Source organism: Streptococcus infantis (assembly GCF_047463275.1).
GTDB classification, from domain to species: Bacteria; Bacillota; Bacilli; order Lactobacillales; family Streptococcaceae; genus Streptococcus; species Streptococcus infantis_AF.
In genome coordinates, this window is sequence record NZ_JASHEE010000004.1 from 136,476 (window position 1) to 156,187 (window position 19,712).

14 protein-coding genes are annotated in these 19,712 nt (G+C 38.8%); 10 read left to right on the forward strand and 4 right to left on the reverse strand.

Annotated features, from left to right (window positions below; all coding sequences use genetic code 11):
• The first annotated feature begins 60 nt into the window (after positions 1–60).
• The gene (locus tag QM923_RS07125; RefSeq protein WP_004250709.1) at positions 61–270 is read left to right on the forward strand and encodes a hypothetical protein; all 210 of its coding nucleotides are present in this window, start codon (positions 61–63) and stop codon (positions 268–270) included.
• Positions 271–304: 34 nt separating this feature from the next.
• On the opposite strand, the gene QM923_RS07130 is transcribed toward QM923_RS07125, so the two are convergent.
• Positions 305–553, reverse strand: coding sequence for a hypothetical protein (locus QM923_RS07130; RefSeq protein WP_024054288.1), 249 nt, complete (start codon positions 551–553; stop codon positions 305–307).
• Between the two features lie 154 nt (positions 554–707).
• Positions 708–2,399: an arginine--tRNA ligase gene (argS, locus tag QM923_RS07135; RefSeq protein ID WP_414291376.1), complete on the reverse strand. Its 1,692-nt coding sequence runs from the start codon at positions 2,397–2,399 to the stop codon at positions 708–710.
• Between the two features lie 153 nt (positions 2,400–2,552).
• On the opposite strand from argS, the gene argR reads away from it, so the two are divergent.
• Together argR and mutS are read left to right on the forward strand one after the other, a co-directional pair.
• Positions 2,553–2,999, forward strand: coding sequence for an arginine repressor (gene argR / locus QM923_RS07140; protein ID WP_004250715.1), 447 nt, complete (start codon positions 2,553–2,555; stop codon positions 2,997–2,999).
• Positions 3,000–3,045: 46 nt separating this feature from the next.
• A complete protein-coding gene (gene mutS, locus QM923_RS07145; RefSeq protein WP_414291377.1) occupies positions 3,046–5,580 on the forward strand; it encodes a DNA mismatch repair protein MutS in 2,535 nt (844 codons plus the stop codon).
• 39 nt (positions 5,581–5,619) lie between these two features.
• Here the strand turns inward: mutS and QM923_RS07150 are convergent, their stop codons facing one another.
• Both QM923_RS07150 and QM923_RS07155 read right to left on the reverse strand, forming a co-directional pair.
• Positions 5,620–6,078, reverse strand: coding sequence for a DUF3021 domain-containing protein (locus tag QM923_RS07150; RefSeq protein WP_049495281.1), 459 nt, complete (start codon positions 6,076–6,078; stop codon positions 5,620–5,622).
• On the reverse strand, positions 6,075–6,515 hold the full coding sequence (locus QM923_RS07155) for a LytTR family DNA-binding domain-containing protein (RefSeq protein ID WP_414291378.1): 441 nt from the start codon (positions 6,513–6,515) through the stop codon (positions 6,075–6,077). The genes QM923_RS07150 and QM923_RS07155 overlap by 4 nt, the downstream gene beginning before the upstream one ends.
• Before the next feature lie 342 nt (positions 6,516–6,857).
• Between QM923_RS07155 and rpsL the strand changes: the two genes are divergently transcribed.
• The 7 genes from rpsL (at position 6,858) to QM923_RS07190 (ending at position 19,573) form a co-directional block, all read left to right on the forward strand.
• On the forward strand, positions 6,858–7,271 hold the full coding sequence (gene rpsL, locus QM923_RS07160; protein ID WP_001142332.1) for a 30S ribosomal protein S12: 414 nt from the start codon (positions 6,858–6,860) through the stop codon (positions 7,269–7,271).
• A 19-nt stretch (positions 7,272–7,290) separates the two neighbouring features.
• Positions 7,291–7,761: a 30S ribosomal protein S7 gene (gene rpsG, locus QM923_RS07165; protein ID WP_004250722.1), complete on the forward strand. Its 471-nt coding sequence runs from the start codon at positions 7,291–7,293 to the stop codon at positions 7,759–7,761.
• Positions 7,762–8,081: 320 nt separating this feature from the next.
• On the forward strand, positions 8,082–10,163 hold the full coding sequence (gene fusA / locus QM923_RS07170) for an elongation factor G (RefSeq protein ID WP_049495285.1): 2,082 nt from the start codon (positions 8,082–8,084) through the stop codon (positions 10,161–10,163).
• Between the two features lie 113 nt (positions 10,164–10,276).
• Positions 10,277–14,671, forward strand: coding sequence for a PolC-type DNA polymerase III (locus QM923_RS07175; protein ID WP_414291379.1), 4,395 nt, complete (start codon positions 10,277–10,279; stop codon positions 14,669–14,671).
• Between the two features lie 259 nt (positions 14,672–14,930).
• On the forward strand, positions 14,931–16,211 hold the full coding sequence (locus QM923_RS07180) for an ABC-three component system protein (protein WP_414291380.1): 1,281 nt from the start codon (positions 14,931–14,933) through the stop codon (positions 16,209–16,211).
• Complete coding sequence (locus QM923_RS07185) at positions 16,204–16,917, forward strand: ABC-three component system middle component 1 (protein WP_414291381.1); 714 nt, start codon at positions 16,204–16,206, stop codon at positions 16,915–16,917. The genes QM923_RS07180 and QM923_RS07185 overlap by 8 nt, the downstream gene beginning before the upstream one ends.
• A 4-nt stretch (positions 16,918–16,921) precedes the next feature.
• A complete protein-coding gene (locus QM923_RS07190) occupies positions 16,922–19,573 on the forward strand; it encodes an AAA family ATPase (protein ID WP_414291382.1) in 2,652 nt (883 codons plus the stop codon).
• Positions 19,574–19,712 lie beyond the last annotated feature (139 nt).

Genomic DNA, 19,712 nt, shown 5'->3' on the forward strand with positions numbered 1-19,712 from the left:
AGTTGCTGGCTAGATTTTATCCCATGGATCATAGAATTATTTCAAAAGAGAACAGTTCAAATGAGTAAATTACAGAGATCATTTTTAAAGTATATAAAACGCAAACCAAGCTTCAAGGATATTATGCTATGCAGTGCCTTGCTACTATTAGCGATTGCTCTGCTATTGTTCTCTGAGAAAATTTTTGATGAAAATGTAGCACCAGTTGGAACCATGGTATCCTTAGGGATTGTTATCCTTGTAGGAATCTTAGCTGTCAGAAATAAATAAAAAGACTCGAGAAATGTCATCTCGAGTCTTTTTGTTAGTTGCGAATTTCGTCAACGATTTCTTTTGCAATTGGAATTCCTAAACGGTAACCTTTATTCACGTAATCAATGACATCATTGATATTTTCTATCGTTTGGATTTTTTCTTTGATAGTTGCACGAAAATCTTGATCTTTCAATAGTTGGTCCTGAAGCAGTCTTTGAAGTTTCTCTTTTTCATATTTGTTGACAAGAAAGAGAAAAAGAAGACTGATAACAACTAAGATATAAGCATATTGGCTCATAAAAATTCTCCCTAGGTGATAAAGAAGTAAGTGGTAAGATAAAAGTAAATTTTTTTATTTTTCGAGTGATAATACTGTAAGCGCCTAGCCAAAGTCCGAATAGGATTTGGCGTTAGTTACTTAGATTGCTTTGCAATCAAGTAACTTTGGCGAGTCACATCTTCTCTGGTGCCTCTACACCCAACAGACGAAGCGCTTCTTTGAGAACGACTGCAGTTGCATAGCTAAGGGCTAGACGACTGTCACGTTCTGGACTTTCATCCAAGATACGAGTGTGGGCATAGTATTTGTTAAAGGCTTGAGCCAAGCTGATTGCAAATTTAGCGATGATCGAAGGTTCATAATTATCAGCTGCACGTTTAATAATACGTGGAAAATCTTGGATTAGCTTGATGATTTCCCAACTTTCAGCATCGTTCAAGCTATAGTTGGCACCTGCTTCAGGTTTGAAATCGGCTTTACGCAAGATTGATTGGATACGAGCGTAAGCGTATTGAACATAAGGGCCAGTCTCCCCTTCGAAGGATACCATAGCTTCAAGGTCGAAGTCATATCCATTTGTACGGTCAGTTTTAAGGTCATAGAATTTAATGGCCCCAACTCCAACAGCATGAGCGACCTGGTCTTTGTTTTCAAGTTCAGGATTTTTGGCTTCGATCTGCGCTTTAGCACGGCTGATGGCTTCTGCTACAGTTGGTTCTAGCAAGATAACATTCCCTTTACGAGTAGAAAGTTTTTTCCCTTCTTTTGTAACCAAGCCAAACGGAACATGGACAATATCTTGGCTCCAATCGTAACCCATCTCTTGCAAGACAGCCTTGAGTTGCTTAAAGTGAGCAGATTGTTCTTGACCAACGACATAGATAGATTTGGCAAATTGATACTCGTTTTTACGGTAGAGGGCCGCAGCCAAGTCACGTGTGATGTATAGAGTTGCACCGTCAGATTTCTTGATAAGAGCTGGGTGTTCAATTCCATATTTTTCAAGATTAACAACTTGAGCACCTTCTGATTCGACTAATAGTCCCTTTTCAGAAAGGATGTCTACAACTGCATCCATTTTATCATTGTAGAAAGCTTCTCCGTTGTAGCTGTCGAATTCAACTTGTAGCTCATTGTAGAGACGGTTAAATTCTACCAAGCTTTCATCGCGGAACCATTGCCAAAGAGCGAGAGCTTCCTCATCGCCGTTTTCAAGTTTGCGGAACCATTCGCGTGCTTCTTCATCCAAACTTGGATCGTTCTCTGCTTCAGCATTGATGCGGACATAGAGCTTGAGGAGTTCATCGATTGGATGAGCTTTGACAGCTTCTTCGTTACCCCATTTCTTGTAGGCAACAATCAACATCCCAAACTGTTTACCCCAGTCTCCCAAATGGTTGACCTTGACAGTTTTATAGCCGATTTTTTGGAAGATATGTGACAAGCTATCTCCGATAACTGTTGAACGAAGGTGACCGATTGAAAATGGTTTAGCAATATTAGGGCTAGACATGTCAATGACAACATTTTCTTGATTGCCAATCTTTTGGTCAGCGTAGTGCTCTTTTTCAGTGATAACGTTTTGTAGAACTTGACCAGAAATGGCAGCCTTATCAAGGAAGAAGTTTACGTAAGGACCTGTTGCTACAACCTTTTCAAAAGCTTGGCTATTGATCTTTTCAGCGATGTCAGTAGCAATCATTTGAGGAGCTTTACGTTCGACCTTTGCCAATGAGAAGGCAGGGAAGGCGATATCTCCCATATCTGAGTTTTTAGGTGTTTCTAGTAAATTTAAAATAGCCTCTTGGTCCAGGCTATCAATGACGCTAGCCAACTCGCTAGCAATCAATTCTTTTGTATTCATTTAAGGCTCCTTTAGGGCTTTTTTACTATTTTATCACAATTTACTACATTTTTTTTGAAAGAAGAGATATTTTTTGAAATATCCAGTTTTTTTGATATAATGTTCTTACTAAAAAAATGTAAAATGTTATAAATATGCACTTGAAAGGATCTTATGAGAAAAAGAGAACGTCATCAGCTCATCAAGCGAATGATTACAGAAGAAAAATTAGGAACTCAAAAGGAAATTCAAGATCGATTGGAAGCCTGTGATGTCTTTGTGACACAAACGACCTTATCCCGTGATTTGCGAGAGCTTGGCTTAACCAAAGTTAAGAAAAACGATGTTGTTTACTATGTGCTAGCAAATGAGACAGAGAAGATTGATCTGGTCGAATTCCTTTCACATCACTTAGAGGGTGTTGCAAGAGCCGAATTCACCCTGGTTCTCCACACTAAACTTGGAGAAGCATCCGTTTTAGCCAATGTAGTAGATTCAAATAAAGATGGGTGGATCTTAGGTACTGTTGCCGGAGCGAATACCTTATTGGTTATCTGTAAGGATCAACATGCAGCTAAAGTCATGGAAGAACGCTTGCTAGAGTTAATGGAAGATAGATAAGGTCTTGAGAGCTTCTCTCAGGACTGTTTTTACAAGGAGAGAGTAAATGACTACTGAAAAATTATCACCTGGTATGCAACAGTATGTGGATATCAAAAAACAATATCCAGATGCTTTTTTGCTTTTTCGTATGGGTGATTTTTATGAGTTGTTTTATGAAGATGCAGTCAATGCTGCACAGATACTAGAAATCTCACTGACCAGTCGCAATAAAAATGCTGAAAATCCGATTCCCATGGCTGGAGTTCCTTATCATTCTGCCCAACAGTACATAGATGTCCTCGTTGAACGTGGCTACAAGGTTGCCATCGCCGAGCAGATGGAAGATCCTAAGCAGGCTGTTGGTGTTGTTAAGCGCGAGGTTGTTCAGGTCATTACACCAGGAACAGTGGTTGATAGTAGTAAGCCAGATAGTCACAATAACTTTTTAGTGGCTATTGATCGTGAAGGTTCCCAGTATGGACTAGCCTATATGGACCTAGTGACAGGTGATTTCTATGTAACGGGATTATCAAATTTCTCTCTAGTCTGTGGTGAAATCCGTAATCTCAAGGCCAGAGAAGTGGTGATTGGTTACGACTTGTCTGAAGCGGAAGAACAGATTCTCAGTCGTCAAATGAATCTAGTGCTTTCCTATGAACAAGAAACATATGAAGACGTCCATCTGTTGGATTCAAGATTGGCAACTGTTGAAGGAGCAGCTAGTGGGAAACTTCTTCAGTATGTCCATCGGACGCAGATGAGAGAGTTGAATCACTTAAAACCTGTTATTCGTTATGAAATCAAAGATTTCTTGCAGATGGATTTTGCGACCAAGGCTAGTCTTGATTTGGTTGAAAATGCTCGCTCAGCTAAGAAACAAGGGAGCTTGTTCTGGTTGCTAGATGAGACTAAAACTGCAATGGGTATGCGACTCTTGCGTTCTTGGATTCAACGTCCCTTAATTGATAAGGACAGAATTTCAGAACGTCAGGAGGTTGTGCAAGTCTTTCTGGATTATTTCTTTGAGCGCAGTGATTTAACGGAAAGCCTCAAGGGAGTCTACGATATCGAACGTCTGGCTAGTCGTGTTTCTTTTGGGAAGAGTAATCCTAAAGACCTTTTGCAATTAGCGACTACCTTGGGAAGTGTTCCACGAATTCGCGCCATTTTAGAAGGAATGGAGCAACCAGCTCTCGCTTATCTGATTGAACAACTGGATGCTATCCCAGAGTTGGAAAGCCTCATTAGTGCAGCCATTGCTCCTGAGGCTCCCCACGTGATTACCGAAGGTGGTATTATCCGAACGGGCTTTGATGAGACCTTGGATAAATACCGTCGTGTGCTAAGAGAAGGGACCAGCTGGATTGCTGAGATTGAAGCCAAGGAAAGAGAAAACTCTGGCATCAATACTCTCAAAATTGACTACAATAAAAAAGACGGCTACTATTTCCATGTAACCAACTCGCAGCTAGGTAATGTACCAGCCCATTTTTTCCGCAAGGCAACGCTGAAAAACTCTGAGCGATTTGGGACAGAGGAATTGGCGCGTATCGAGGGAGAAATGTTAGAGGCGCGTGAGAAATCAGCAAACCTAGAGTACGAAATCTTTATGCGTATTCGTGAGGAGGTTGGCAAGTATATCCAACGTCTACAGTCTCTGGCTCAAGGAATCGCTACTGTCGATGTCTTGCAAGGCTTGGCAGTAGTTGCAGAAAAACAGCACCTGATTCGACCAGAGTTTGGGCAAGAGTCGCGGATTGATATCCAGAATGGTCGTCACGCAGTTGTTGAAAAGGTCATGGGAGCTCAGACCTATATTCCCAATAGTATCCAGATGGATGAAGATACTAGCATTCAACTAATTACAGGTCCGAACATGAGCGGGAAGTCAACCTACATGCGTCAACTAGCCATTACAGCGGTTATGGCTCAGATGGGTTCTTATGTCCCTGCAGAAAGTGCTCGACTGCCAATTTTTGATGCAATTTTTACCCGTATCGGTGCGGCAGATGACTTGGTTTCAGGTCAATCTACCTTTATGGTAGAGATGATGGAAGCTAATAATGCCATTAGTCATGCGACAAAGGATTCATTGATTCTTTTTGATGAGCTTGGTCGAGGAACCGCAACTTATGATGGTATGGCTCTAGCCCAGTCTATTATCGAGTATATCCATGAGCATATTGGTGCCAAGACTCTCTTTGCCACGCACTACCATGAATTAACCAGTCTGGAAGCTAGTCTTGAACATCTAGTAAATGTACACGTGGCTACGCTTGAGCAAAATGGTCAGGTCACTTTCCTTCATAAGATTGAACCAGGTCCAGCAGACAAATCGTACGGTATTCACGTTGCTAAGATTGCAGGATTGCCAGCAGACTTGCTAAAAAGAGCGGATGCGATTCTAACTCAACTAGAGAGCCAAGGTCAGGAAAATCCAATTTCTATCAACCAAAGGAATGTTGTCAATGAGCAAATGTCTCTCTTTGATGAAAAAGAAGAAAATCCTATCCTAGCAGAGTTGGCTGAAGTAGATGTGTACAATATGACACCGATGCAAGCCATGAATCTCTTATTAGAGCTGAAACAAAAATTATAAGCAAAAACCCACTCCGTTTTGTGAGTGGGTTTTTAGGTCTTATTTTTTCTGAGCTAATAGTTGGTTGATATGGGCAACCTTCTTTGATTCTCTCTTGTAGAGAACGACCCAGATGATGAGGTAGACGATTGCAAACTCTGGGATGAGTTGAAGGATGAAAGTCCAGTGAAGAGGAAACCAGCCTGCTAGGATTGCTAGAGGTACAAAACCTAGTAGCATGAGGAAGAAGTGAGTGACAGTCGCACGAAGAAGGCTCCAATCTTGAGCGAATAGACGGCTACCAAAACTAAAGAGGACTCCAATAGCTGACCAGATAAGTGTACAGTAGAGCAAAACTAGAGCACCGTGAACCTGATGACTGCTCATGAATTGACCAACAGGAGATTCAGGGCTGAGAGGTGCGTAGTTGCTTGGTGAATAGATAAAAGAAAAGATAATAGATAGGGTGAGGCCGATGAGGATACCAGTTGTGGCATCGTGGAATACTTGTTTTTTCATAGTTCTAATTTCTCCTTAATAGTTTTGAGGTAACGGCGAGATGAGTAGGTGAAACTTTCGTTTTTAAGATAAATTTCAATCAAGCCGTTAGAGGTTAGTTTTAGATGACTAATTGCATCAATGTTGACAATTTCGGATTGGGAAATTTGGATAAAGGAAGCAGGTAGAATTTCACTTGCTTGGTAGAGACGAATGTCAAGTGCATAGGTTTGGCTATCCGTTTCGGCCAGAACCTTACGATTTTCAATGTATACACGCTGAATCTTGCTAATCTGAATCAAGTAGACCTGGTCTTGGTATTTTCCTTTAAGAGTTTCTTTTTGATCCAGGGATTGTACAAAGTCCTGAACCTTTTGAATTTTTGAAGACAAGGCAGGTGCCTCTATGATGATTTGCTCTTCGGTGTATTGCTGATCAATATCAAGTCTGAGTTTCATAATTTCTCCTTTATAAAGTTGTAATAGAGATCTCTTACTTACAAATCTATTAAACACCATTTTGTCGACAAATACAAGAAGGTCTGTCTATGTGGTCGGTTGAAGAGTCTATCTGGTAGGTGACCGTTTTCAAAGAGATTTTAGAGCAAAGAAGTCAAAAAATAAGAAGAAATATATTGACAAAAATAGAAAAAAAGTGGTACAATGTTAGACGGTACTTTTTACTTTTGGTCTCTCAAGAGTGTACAGGGACGTGCTGACAAATGTTGCAAAAGTACACACAGATGATAGCTGTCACCAAGTGTATCATCACCAAAAATAAAAAAACACAGGAGAATGTAGATGCCTACAATTAACCAATTGGTTCGCAAACCGCGTAAATCAAAAGTAGAAAAATCTAAATCACCAGCTTTGAACGTTGGTTACAACAGTCATAAAAAAGTTCAAACAAACGTTTCTTCACCACAAAAACGTGGTGTAGCAACTCGTGTTGGAACTATGACACCTAAAAAACCTAACTCTGCCCTTCGTAAATTTGCTCGTGTACGTTTGAGCAACCTTATCGAAGTTACTGCCTACATCCCAGGTATCGGACACAACTTGCAAGAGCACAGCGTGGTGCTTCTTCGTGGTGGACGTGTAAAAGACCTTCCAGGGGTACGTTACCATATCGTCCGTGGTGCACTTGATACTGCAGGTGTTAACGATCGTAAACAAGGCCGTTCTAAATACGGTACTAAACGTCCAAAAGCATAAGGAAAGGGGATAAAGAGAAATGAGTCGTAAAAATAGAGCTCCAAAACGTGAAGTATTGCCAGATCCGCTTTACAATTCACAATTAGTTACTCGTCTTATCAACCGCGTTATGCTTGATGGTAAACGTGGTACAGCTGCTTCAATCGTTTACGGTGCTTTTGAGCAAATCAAAGAAGCTACTGGTAACGATGCACTTGAAGTATTTGAAACAGCTATGGAAAACATCATGCCTGTACTTGAAGTACGTGCACGTCGTGTTGGTGGATCTAACTACCAAGTCCCAGTTGAAGTTCGTCCAGAACGTCGTACAACACTTGGACTTCGTTGGTTGGTAACAATTGCTCGCCTTCGTGGTGAACACACAATGCAAGACCGTCTTGCAAAAGAAATCTTGGATGCTGCTAACAACACTGGTGCAGCAGTTAAGAAACGTGAAGACACTCACCGTATGGCTGAAGCTAACCGTGCCTTCGCACACTTCCGTTGGTAATAAAATGATACCAAGAGCGGCAAAGGCCCAAGGCAAAAATAGGAAACTGATGCAGTGTTCCGTGAACACAAAGCAGTTTATCTTTTTTGCACCGGGCCTCGCTCGGGTTCAAATCAGTTAACTTGAGCTTTTAGCCCGGGTTCAATTGAGCTAATATCGGCTAACTAACTTTAGCCCGAGTTCAATTCAACTTCCCATCTCACAAGTTGAAACCAACTAAACAAGATAAACATTGAGAACGGGTGGGTCCTGCCTATCCGTTTTTATTGAAATCGTGTTATAATAGAATAGAAATAAAAAATATAGGAGAAACAAACCTCATGGCACGCGAATTTTCACTTGAAAAAACTCGTAATATCGGTATCATGGCCCACGTCGATGCTGGTAAAACAACTACAACTGAGCGTATTCTTTACTACACTGGTAAAATCCACAAAATCGGTGAAACTCACGAAGGTGCGTCTCAAATGGACTGGATGGAGCAAGAGCAAGAACGTGGTATCACTATCACATCTGCTGCGACAACAGCTCAATGGAACAACCACCGCGTAAACATCATCGACACACCAGGACACGTGGACTTCACAATCGAAGTACAACGTTCTCTTCGTGTATTGGACGGTGCGGTTACAGTTCTTGACTCACAATCAGGTGTTGAGCCTCAAACTGAAACAGTTTGGCGTCAAGCAACTGAGTACGGAGTTCCACGTATCGTATTTGCCAACAAAATGGACAAAATCGGTGCTGACTTCCTTTACTCAGTAAGCACACTTCACGATCGTCTTCAAGCAAATGCACACCCAATTCAATTGCCAATCGGTGCTGAAGATGACTTCCGTGGAATCATCGACTTGATCAAGATGAAAGCTGAAATCTATACTAACGACCTTGGTACAGATATCCTTGAAGAAGATATTCCAGCTGAATACCTTGAACAAGCTCAAGAATACCGTGAAAAATTGGTTGAAGCAGTTGCTGAAACTGACGAAGAATTGATGATGAAATACCTCGAAGGTGAAGAAATCACTAACGAGGAATTGAAAGCTGGTATCCGTAAAGCGACTATCAACGTTGAATTCTACCCAGTACTTTGTGGTTCTGCCTTCAAGAACAAGGGTGTTCAATTGATGCTTGATGCGGTTATCGACTACCTTCCAAGCCCACTTGATATCCCTGCGATCAAAGGTATCAACCCAGATACAGATGAAGAAGAAACTCGTCCAGCATCTGATGAAGAGCCATTTGCAGCTCTTGCCTTCAAGATCATGACTGACCCATTCGTAGGTCGTTTGACATTCTTCCGTGTTTACTCAGGTGTTCTTCAATCAGGTTCTTACGTATTGAATACTTCTAAAGGTAAACGTGAACGTATCGGACGTATCCTTCAAATGCACGCTAACAGCCGTCAAGAAATCGACACTGTTTACTCAGGTGATATCGCTGCTGCCGTTGGTTTGAAAGACACTACAACTGGTGACTCATTGACAGATGAAAAAGCTAAAATCATCCTTGAGTCAATCAACGTTCCAGAACCAGTTATCCAATTGATGGTTGAACCAAAATCTAAAGCAGACCAAGACAAGATGGGTATCGCCCTTCAAAAATTGGCTGAAGAAGATCCAACATTCCGCGTTGAAACTAACGTTGAAACTGGTGAAACAGTTATCTCTGGTATGGGTGAGCTTCACCTTGACGTCCTTGTTGACCGTATGCGTCGTGAGTTCAAAGTTGAAGCGAACGTAGGTGCTCCTCAAGTATCTTACCGTGAAACATTCCGCGCTTCTACTCAAGCACGTGGATTCTTCAAACGTCAGTCTGGTGGTAAAGGTCAATTCGGTGATGTATGGATTGAATTTACTCCAAACGAAGAAGGAAAAGGATTCGAATTCGAAAACGCAATCGTCGGTGGTGTGGTTCCTCGTGAATTTATCCCAGCGGTTGAAAAAGGTTTGGTAGAATCTATGGCTAACGGTGTTCTTGCTGGTTACCCAATGGTTGACGTTAAAGCTAAGCTTTACGATGGTTCATACCACGATGTCGACTCATCTGAAACTGCCTTCAAGATCGCTGCATCTCTTGCACTTAAAGAAGCTGCTAAGACTGCACAACCAGCTATCCTTGAGCCAATGATGCTTGTAACAATCACTGTTCCAGAAGAAAACCTTGGTGATGTTATGGGACACGTTACTGCTCGTCGTGGACGTGTAGATGGTATGGAAGCACACGGTAACAGCCAAATCGTTCGTGCTTATGTTCCACTTGCTGAAATGTTCGGTTATGCAACAGTTCTTCGTTCTGCATCACAAGGACGTGGTACATTCATGATGGTATTCGACCACTACGAAGATGTACCTAAGTCAGTACAAGAAGAAATCATTAAGAAAAACAAAGGTGAAGAATAATTCACCGTCACTTTAAAAGAAGTCACTTTGTGGCTTCTTTTTCTGTTTGGTAGAAATAGCTAAAATTGACTCAAATATGGTAAAATAGAAGGAGTATATTGTGAGGAAAATGGATGTCAACCACTTTTGAAATTTTAATGAATCAGTTGGGTATCCCCGCTGAGATCAGAAATCATGAGGCCTTCTCCCAGGCTGAAATTGAACAAGTTATTGTACACAAGCAAAGTAACATTTGGGAGTTTCGTTTTGTATTTGAGAATATTCTACCCTTTGAACTCTTTTTAGCATTGAAGAAGGGATTGAAAGAAGAATTTTCAAAAACAGGAAATCAAGCGACTTTCGAAATTAAAACGAAAGATCAAGATTTTTCAAGGGAGCTTTTACAGGCCTACTATCGGGAGGCTTTTTCAGATGGCCCTTGTTCTAGTCAAGGCTTTCGGACTATGTATCAGGATTTTCAGGTTCGATTTGAAAATGATCAATTGATTATTGAGGCCTCTGAAGCAGCAGATACAGAGCATTTCAGAAAAAACCATTTGCCAAATCTTAGCAAACAACTTGAACTCTTTGGTTTTCCTAAGTTTACATGCCATTTAGAGAAAAATGAAGATTTGACAAAGGAAGAGCAGGAAGCTTTCCATTCTGAAAATCAAATGATTGTTCAGGCTGCCAATGATGAGACCCTTCGAGCTATGGAACAGTTAGAACAGATGGCACCGCATCCTCCAGTTGAGGACAAGCCTGTCTTTGATTTCCAAGCCAAGAAGGCAGCTGCTAAGCCTAAACTCGATAAGGCAGAGGTAACTCCAATGATTGAGGTCAATACCGAAGAAAATCGACTGGTTTTTGAAGGGGTTGTCTTTGATGTGGAGCATAAAGTGACTAGAACGGGTCGTGTCTTGATTAGTTTCAAGATGACGGACTATACGTCTAGTTTCTCCATGCAAAAATGGGTCCGAAACGAAGAAGAAGCTCAGAAGTTTGACATCATTAAGAAAAATTCCTGGCTCCGTGTTCGTGGAAATGTCGAGGTCAATAATTTCACACGAGATTTGACCATGAATGTACAAGATGTGCAGGAAGTAGTTCACTATGAACGTAAGGACTTGATGCCAGAAGGCGAGCGTCGTGTTGAGTTTCATGCCCATACCAATATGTCGACTATGGATGCTCTTCCTGAGGTCGAAGAAATCGTTGGAACAGCAGCAAAATGGGGCCACAAAGCAGTGGCAATCACAGACCACGGCAATGTTCAGTCTTTCCCTCACGGTTATAAGGCAGCCAAGAAAGCTGGTATTCAGCTCATTTATGGAATGGAAGCCAATATCGTAGAAGACCGTGTTCCTATCGTCTACAACGAAGTGGAGATGGATCTTTCTGAAGCTACCTATGTAGTCTTTGACGTGGAAACGACAGGTCTATCAGCTATCTATAATGATTTGATTCAGGTGGCAGCTTCCAAGATGTATAAGGGCAATATCATTGCTGAGTTTGATGAATTTATCAATCCTGGGCACCCCCTGTCAGCCTTTACAACCGAATTGACAGGGATTACTGATGATCATGTAAAAAATGCTAAACCCTTGATTCAAGTCCTGAAAGAATTCCAAGAATTCTGTAAAGATACCGTTCTTGTAGCCCATAATGCAAGCTTTGACGTTGGTTTTATGAATGCCAACTATGAGCGTCACGATCTTCCAAAAATTACTCAACCTGTTATTGATACGTTAGAGTTCGCTAGAAATCTCTATCCAGAGTACAAACGACATGGTTTGGGACCCTTGACCAAACGTTTTGGTGTAGCTCTAGAACACCACCATATGGCCAACTATGATGCGGAAGCAACTGGCCGTCTGCTCTTTATCTTTATCAAAGAAGTAGCAGAAAAACACGGTGTGACGGACTTAGCACGATTAAACCTTGATTTAATCAGTCCGGATTCTTATAAGAAAGCTCGTGTCAAGCATGCGACCATCTATGTGAAAAATCAAGTGGGCTTGAAAAATATCTTTAAGCTGGTTTCCCTCTCTAATACCCAGTATTTTGAAGGAGTTCCACGGATTCCACGTACGGTACTAGATGCCCATCGAGAAGGTTTGATCTTAGGTTCAGCCTGTACGGAAGGGGAAGTCTTTGATGCAGTCGTATCACAAGGTGTAGATGCGGCAGTCGAAGTAGCTAAATACTATGATTTTATCGAGGTCATGCCACCAGCTATCTATGCACCTCTGATTGCCAAAGAGCAAGTTAAGGACATGGAGGAGCTTCAGACCATTATCAAGAGCTTGATTGAGGTCGGAGACCGTCTCGGTAAGCCAGTTCTTGCGACAGGAAACGTCCACTATATCGAACCTGAGGATGAGATTTATCGAGAAATCATCGTCCGCAGTCTAGGTCAGGGGGCTATGATTAACCGAACGATCGGCCATGGAGAAGCTGCCCAACCAGCTCCGCTACCAAAGGCACATTTTAGAACGACCAATGAAATGTTGGATGAATTTGCCTTTCTAGGGGAAGACTTGGCCCGCAAAATTGTCATTGAAAATACCAATGCCTTGGCAGAAATCTTTGAGCCTGTTGAGGTTGTTAAAGGCGACTTATATACACCTTTCATTGACCAAGCCGAAGAAACAGTTGCCGAATTAACCTATAAAAAAGCCTTTGAAATCTATGGAAACCCACTGCCAGATATCGTTGATTTGCGGATTGAAAAGGAACTAACCTCTATCTTGGGGAATGGATTTGCCGTGATTTATCTAGCTTCACAGATGCTAGTGCAGCGTTCAAACGAACGAGGCTACTTGGTTGGTTCCCGTGGGTCTGTCGGATCCAGCTTCGTTGCGACCATGATTGGGATTACCGAGGTTAATCCTCTCTCTCCTCACTATGTCTGTGGTCAGTGTCAGTACAGTGAGTTTATTACGGATGGTTCCTATGGTTCAGGCTTTGATATGCCAGATAAAGACTGTCCAAACTGTGGCCACAAACTCAGCAAGAATGGCCAGGATATTCCTTTCGAGACCTTCCTTGGTTTTGATGGGGATAAGGTACCTGATATCGATTTGAACTTCTCAGGTGAAGACCAACCTAGCGCCCACTTGGATGTGCGTGATATCTTTGGTGAAGAGTACGCCTTCCGTGCTGGAACGGTTGGTACGGTGGCTGCTAAAACAGCCTATGGATTTGTCAAGGGTTACGAGCGTGACTATGGCAAATTCTACCGAGAAGCCGAAGTTGAGCGTCTAGCTCAAGGAGCTGCTGGTGTTAAACGGACGACCGGTCAGCACCCAGGAGGAATCGTTGTTATCCCCAATTATATGGATGTCTATGACTTTACTCCAGTGCAGTATCCTGCAGATGATGTAACTGCTGAATGGCAAACGACTCACTTTAACTTCCACGATATCGATGAGAACGTCCTCAAACTTGATGTGCTGGGTCATGATGATCCGACCATGATTCGGAAATTGCAGGATTTGTCTGGGATTGACCCTAATGAAATTCCTATGGATGATGAAGGCGTGATGGCCCTCTTTTCTGGGACGGATGTGCTTGGCGTGACTCCGGAGCAAATCGGGACTTCAACTGGCATGCTTGGTATTCCAGAGTTTGGAACTAACTTTGTTCGAGGCATGGTGGATGAAACTCATCCGACGACCTTTGCGGAGTTGCTTCAGCTTTCTGGTTTGTCTCACGGGACAGACGTTTGGTTAGGAAATGCTCAGGACTTGATTAAGGCAGGGATTGCGGACCTTTCAACCGTTATCGGATGTCGGGATGACATCATGGTTTACCTCATGCACGCTGGTCTAGATCCAAAGATGGCCTTTACCATCATGGAGCGCGTACGTAAGGGCTTGTGGCTCAAAATCTCTGAAGAAGAGCGCAATGGTTATATCGAAGCCATGAAGGCCAATAATGTGCCTGAGTGGTATATCGAATCTTGTGGAAAAATCAAGTACATGTTCCCTAAAGCCCATGCGGCAGCCTACGTTATGATGGCCCTTCGCGTGGCCTACTTCAAGGTTCACCATCCGATTTATTATTACTGTGCATACTTCTCAATCCGTGCTAAGGCCTTTGATATCAAGACCATGGGTGCAGGCTTGGATGCTATTAAACGCAAGATGCAAGAAATTGCTGAAAAACGCAAGAACAATGAAGCATCTAATGTAGAAATTGACCTTTACACAACACTTGAAATCGTCAATGAGATGTGGGAACGTGGCTTTAAGTTCGGCAAATTGGACCTCTATCGCAGTGATGCGACTGAATTCATCATCGATGGAGATACCCTTATCCCACCATTTGTAGCGATGGATGGTCTGGGAGAGAATGTTGCCAAGCAATTGGTTCGTGCCCGTCAAGAGGGAGAATTCCTCTCTAAAACTGAACTCCGCAAACGTGGAGGACTTTCCTCAACCTTGGTTGAAAAGATGGATGAAATGGGCATTCTCGGCAATATGCCAGAGGATAATCAGTTGAGTTTGTTTGATGAGTTGTTTTAAATGAATCTAGAAATAGTAGAACTTTTAATAAAGTTAAGGTTAGCAAGATTAACCATCTTGATTAGTATCAGGACTCTTCATTGTTAGAAAAATACTCTATCTAAGTTATTGATAGTACATTTGAGAATTTATAATTATTGGAACATTTTCTATCTATAGACAGTGTCAGAAACTAGCAACAAGATGTAAAGCATTAGAGATTGAAAATGGATGATAACTCAATTGATTAAAGAAGTAGAAGTCTGAAGGAGGGAATAGATTGGCTGGGGAAAAGAATAATGCAACATCTAGCTGGAGTGGGTATAACCATCAAGGCCAGGTCGGGATATTTTTGTCTTTACGTGAGTTAAACAAATTAATTGGGAACAGTATGTCTTATCAAGATTATTCTGTTCAATTTGAAAAAGAAGATGGGGAAGATATAGATATAATATGCAACAGCATAGTTATGTCAAGACATCAGGTGAAGGCAAAGATAAACAGTAAATATCCTAATGCTTATAAGGATGTATTGACGGCCTTTAACGTTGATAGTGTTGATGAAGAATCTAGATATTTGCATACAATTTGTAAAATTGACGGATTCGGCTTGTATATGTATAGATCTCTATTTAATTTCTTATTTCAAAATAAAATCGGTAGGAAACCTGAATTTGTACCAAATACTTGTCATGTAAAATTGTACCAATATCCAGATGGCAATAAGTATTGTGGATTAAGTAATCTTAGTGAATCTAAAATAGATAATTTTTGTAAGGCAGAAATAAAAAGTTTACTTACGTTACATTGTCCTAGCCTAAAAGATGATGATGATCATATTAAAGAAACTTTATTTGAACTAAAAGATTTACTATGCACAAAAATAAGAGAGGCGCATGAAGCTGGAGGAGGTGCAAATCCAGTAATTTTATTTCCAGATATTTATGATATTGTTACTTCTACCGAAAAACGCGAAAGGCAGTCAATTCGAAGAGCAAAAGGATTATTTGCACTTTATTGGAATGAAAATTTTGATAATGATGTTGATGATACAATAATAAATGAGATTCTAAACCTAGCCGATGATGATTTTAAAAATCTATTAATTGACATGAATCCCGATAATAGAATTTCGCAACTACAAGATTTGAATAATCTAGATAATTTGATTGATAGAAATAGTATTAAATATATTTTGTATAATTTTTTTAAATGGTATAAAAAAGATAAATTTATTTTAGATAACTTGTATTACCAAACTAATCAGGATTCGTTTAGGTTAAGTATGATTCACCAGCCAAAAGCTGCTGCTGGCGAAGTTAAAAATGACATTATGAAAAATATCGGATTTATAAGAGCTAGCTTTAATACAGATTATTTGATTAATATGAATATTAATGGACAAAGTTTTTTTGAAGAGAAACCGATCCATGAAGATGGAAGGGAAAAGCTACATACAGGAGTAATCGGCAAGGAAAAAAATAGAATATTTTCAAATAGTTTAGAATATATTGATTATATGAGTACTGTTGAAAAATTGAAAGAGGATTCAAATGATTAGTTTTTTGCAACAGATTTTAGAACAACACAAATTTCATAAATGTGATGAGTGTATAGAATTGTGGGGAGGGGAGAGAAATGAATTTTTCCTTATTCAAGAATATGATAGGGAGGATTTTAAATCTAGTAGTGCAGTGGGATTGGATTTTTTTACTTGTGAACAAACAAATAAGCTGATATCTTATTTTGAAACATTCGAAGACGCTAAAATTAAAAAAAATACATCTTTATTTATAGTTATAAAAGTTGATGAGATGGAGCAATCATATAAAAGTCTTAGGAATATGATTATGAAAGTTGAGGAAGATGAATATTATTTTAGGAAATATGTCATATTGTATACTGAGGAAGGATTAAGTTGTTTGAACTCAGATACGAAATATTTGCTAGATTATATCCAATCGGCATCTCTGGAAGGAGAAAATTTGTTTGATAAATTTGAGAGTAACATGTTTTTTGATGCCTCTTATTTTATTGCTATGCAGTTAATTATTAAATTACCATTTGTTTCTATTCCTCATTCAGATAATCATTTTGAAATAATTGAAAATAAAATTCAATCTCGAATTGAAATGGAAGGATTAAATAATCATAAAAAGCAGGTGGATGATATTTTAGAAATTCTCAGTGGAGTTGATACTAGTCAACAATTTGAAGATGATGCTAGTGGTTTGTTTGATAACTTAAATCAAATTTTAGGAGACTGAACTTGTGAAGATTAGGAAAATTTTACTTTATAATTTCAAGAACTTTAGAAATGAAACGGTTATTGATTTTAGTAATGGAATAACATTTTTAGTAGGACCAAATGGATATGGTAAAACAACAATTTTTGATGCAATTGAGTTAGGGTTAACTGGTAATCTTTCTCGCGTTAATAAAGTTACTGCTGAAAATATTGTATATAATAAGCCGTTTTTTCAGAATGAGATTGGTCAGCCGGTAGTTATAAAATTATGGCTAGAAAAAACGAATGGTGACCAACTTGTAATTGTAAGAAAATTAGAAAATAGTTCTACTGATCGTAAAAAAAAATTTGCACCTTTGAAGTCTGCCAATCAGTTTAAGCTATTTAGACAAGTGGAAGTGAGCGAGACAAATTTTAGATTTATAGAAAATACTAGTCTCGAAGAAATTACTCAAAGTTATATTGATGTATTTTTAGGTTTTAATGGGAATTATGAGATAGAAAAAATCTTAAATCTATTTAACTATATTCAACAGGAAGAAACAACTTTCTTTCTAAAGCAAACGGAACAAGAAAGAGGTGATAGTTTATCTTTTTTAGTAAAAACGGATAAAGTAGAGAAGAAAATAGACAAGATTAATACAGTAACAAAAATAATTAGAAGAAAGATTAATGATTTACAGAAGCAATTCAAAGAATTAAGCAAGCAAGAACTATCAGATGTCCCTTATCATAGATTATTTAATCATAGGGAATTTGTATTTGATAGTGAAAACCCTTTTTCTATTGATAATCTTGACCAATCATTAACTTATCAAAATACTTTACAAAATATTATCGATTTTAAAAATAAATTCTCAATAGAGGAGTATAATAGAAGGACAGAGAGAGATAAAAGAAAAAAAACCATTTCCGGTGATATATCTCTCAAACAAACATTATATTTTTCAATGTTATCTCCCAATATTCTCAGATCAAATTATCAATGGCAGTGGGAAAAATATACATTAGAGAATCCGATATTATTTGAATATGTACTTTTAGAAAATTATCTTCAAACATTTGACTCTATAAGTCGTGAATATAAGCGGAGACAACAGTTAAATCAATACCTGGCTGCTCTATCTAATGATATCAATCAAATAACAGCGCAGTCTTTTTCGTATTTTCAAGATGATAGGTTATCAAATTATTTTGAATCACTTAAATCTCAAATTATAGGATATCAGACACTAAGGGAAAGTGTTGGACAAGTAGATAAAAACTTAAGTGATTTACGACAGTTACGGAGAGAATTAGATGAAAAATTTGAAAAGCTAAGACAACATAATCATGTTGATGGAAATAAATGTCCATTTTGTAGCACACAGTTTGATTCTTTTGATAATTTAACGAAGGCTTATCATCAATATAACGCTTATCTGTCTGAAATTTCATCTAGAGATAGTCAGCGATTACAAGATGCTCGATTATTGCTTGATGAATCAATCCAGCAATTGAAGCAGGTAATCACTGATGAAATAAATAGCCTTTCTACGGATGTAGATAAAAATCTATTAGACAAATTACAAGAATTGAGAAATTTGTATCAAAGTTATTCTCAAAATGTCGAAGGTTTTAAAACTTTTATTCAGTCGTACACAAATATGATGCCATATAATTTGGGAAGGTTAGAATTTAAAGACTATAACCAGCAGTACCAGTTAAATTTGCAGGAATTTCAATCTAAATTAGTAGTTGATGATGATGTTTACAGTGTGCTAGATATTAATAGTTTGGGAAATATAAAGGAAGAACTTGACGGCTTAAGGGAAGAATTTCCTGAATTACAGTTTGAAACATACCAATTAGAATCAAGTTCATATTCGAAGATAAATAAGGCGATGATTGATAGTCGATTGAATGAATTAAAAAAGGCTATCCATTTAGCAATTGACGAAAAGTATGCCATTGATGAAAATTTGATAGCCGATGATAAAAATATTTTTCCTACATATTTTCAAAGTACAGTGAAAGTATTAGAGGATATTCATATTGGAGATATAGAAGAGAAGAAACTCTATCTAGATAAACAGTATAAACTGATTCAAAATCAGCGGTTCCAAGATTTATCAAGCCAGATAGAAACATTGAGAATAACTGTAGAACGATTAGAAGAAATTAATACTATATATAAAAAAGAAGTGAAACAGTTCAAAATAGATATTGTTAAAAAGCTACGTATCCCATTCTTTATATATTCAGCAAAAATGTTACAAAATTATCAACAAGGTATGGGAATTTTCTTAACGCACAAGAAATCAGCGAATGACGATAATGAAAAGGTTGCAATTATTAGATTTAAATCCGACACCAATAATGACCATGATGTAATGAATCAGCTTAGTACAGGGCAGTTAGCAGTTGTGTCTCTAGCATTTACTTTATCTCTGAATACAATGTTTAAGCTATCTGATAATTTGAATTTCTTAATGATAGATGATCCGGTTCAAGACATGGATGCTATGAATGTATTATCTTTTATTGAAATTTTACGTCATGGAATTATAGATAAGTATCAAATTATTTTATCAACTTATAGCGATTTTAACGCTTTATTCATGGGTTATAAATTTGCAAATTCAAATTCGGAAGTAAATATAAAATATGAAAATGTTAGTGACTTGCAAGAATAATAAGTAAATTTCTTATTTTTACTTGCATCTCCATGATTATTCCGTATTATTCAAGAATTGACAGAATTTAAGTATTTCTACGGAGTACGCAAAACTCCTACATTATGACTAATAGTCAAAGTAATCTATTTAAAAACTA